Origin of the sequence: Paraburkholderia silviterrae, from assembly GCF_004353915.1 — a bacterium.
Classification (GTDB): domain Bacteria; phylum Pseudomonadota; class Gammaproteobacteria; order Burkholderiales; family Burkholderiaceae; genus Paraburkholderia; species Paraburkholderia silviterrae.
Window position 1 is genome coordinate 1 of sequence record NZ_SMRP01000080.1, and the last position, 1,522, is coordinate 1,522.

Below are 1,522 nucleotides of genomic sequence, written 5' to 3' on the forward strand. Positions count from 1 at the left end.
TGATAATCATATAGTCGGCCTCGTGCCGTTCCGGTAGGACGGCTGGCGTAGAGTCAGGTTTGCGACACCGACGTGACGCACAGGAGGCCGGCATGAAAAAGTTTAGCGGAATCGACCTGCACTCGAACAACAGTGTGGTCGTGGTCAGCGATGAGGTGGACCACATCATCTATCAGCGGCGGTTGCCCAACGACGCGTTGCAGATCCGCGCCGCACTGGCGCCACATCGCGAAGAACTGGAAGGTGTGGTCATTGAAGCGACGTACAACTGGTACTGGTTGGTCGATGCACTGCTTGCGGATGGATACCATGTCCATCTGGCCAACCCCGCAGCGATCAAGCAGTACGAGGGGCTGAAATACAGTGGTGATTTCACCGATGCGGCCCATCTCGCACAATTACTGCGCCTGGGGCTGCTGCCGGAAGGCTACATCTACCCCGCAGACGGACGGCAGGTACGTGACCTTGGACGCAAACGGATGCAGCTCGTGCAGTGCCGCACAGCCCAGATTCTCGCGATCGGCAACCTGTTCGCGCGACATACTGGTGCCCAGATGCACGGGCCGGAGGTCAAGCGCCTCGATGGCGCACAGGTGAGCCGATTCGGTTTTGCGCCCGACGTAACGCTCGCGATCCGGGCCAACCTGGCGGTCCTGCAAACGCTTCAGCAGCAGATCGAGATCGTCGAAAAGCGACTCATGCAGCAGGTGAAGCTGGATCCGGATTACGCGCTGCTGAACACGGTGCCCGGCATTGGTCCGGTGCTGGCGACCACCATCATGCTGGAAACCGGCACCATCTCACGCTTTGCCACCGTTGGCCACTTCAGCTCCTACTGTCGCTGCGTGGACAGCAGGCGCGAAAGCAACAGCAGAAAGAAAGGTGAAGGCAACACGAAGAACGGCAACCGCTACCTGGCGTGGGCATTTGTCGAAGCGGCCAACTTCGCAATCCGTACGTGTCCGCAGGCCCGGCGCTTTTACGAACGCAAGAAGCGCATGCGCAATGGCATCGTTGCGATCAAGGCACTGGCACACAAGCTGGCTCGCGCCTGCTATCACATGCTTCGGGAGCACAAACCATTTGAGACAGTTCGCTGTTTTGGCTAACAGGTGATGCAAGGGGAACGAACCCGGTAACTTGACTGGTGCACAGCCATGGCTTTGATTGGGTCTTCCCTTTGCTTCACCTTACCGACTGTCTGCAAGCAATCGGGTCGCCCGGGCGAGGAGCCACGTTTGACTGGCGTTGCACACGCAGCAGCCACGGCTTTGCCCGACCCCTTGGACCTCGTCCGGCACCAACGTTTCTCCGGGGCGGCCATGGCCGCCAGGGCACACGTGACTTACCTCGCGGCATGCTTGATCCAGATGGGTGTCTGGTGCGATCCGTTTCGCAACCAGCTTTGAGAAACCGGATGCGATTTGATCACGCAGACAGGAGACGCACCACAAGCGTCCTTGCGATTGCCATGTCGATGAAAGACATATCGACATGGCAATCGCAAGGGGGAAGAGATTTG

General features: G+C 58.9%; 1 protein-coding gene. It reads left to right on the forward strand.

What is annotated here, in order from left to right; genetic code table 11:
- Nucleotides 1–92: 92 nt before the first annotated feature.
- On the forward strand, nt 93–1,109 hold the full coding sequence (locus EYW47_RS40610) for an IS110 family RNA-guided transposase (protein WP_133200416.1): 1,017 nt from the start codon (nt 93–95) through the stop codon (nt 1,107–1,109).
- The last annotated feature ends 413 nt before the right edge of the window (nt 1,110–1,522 follow it).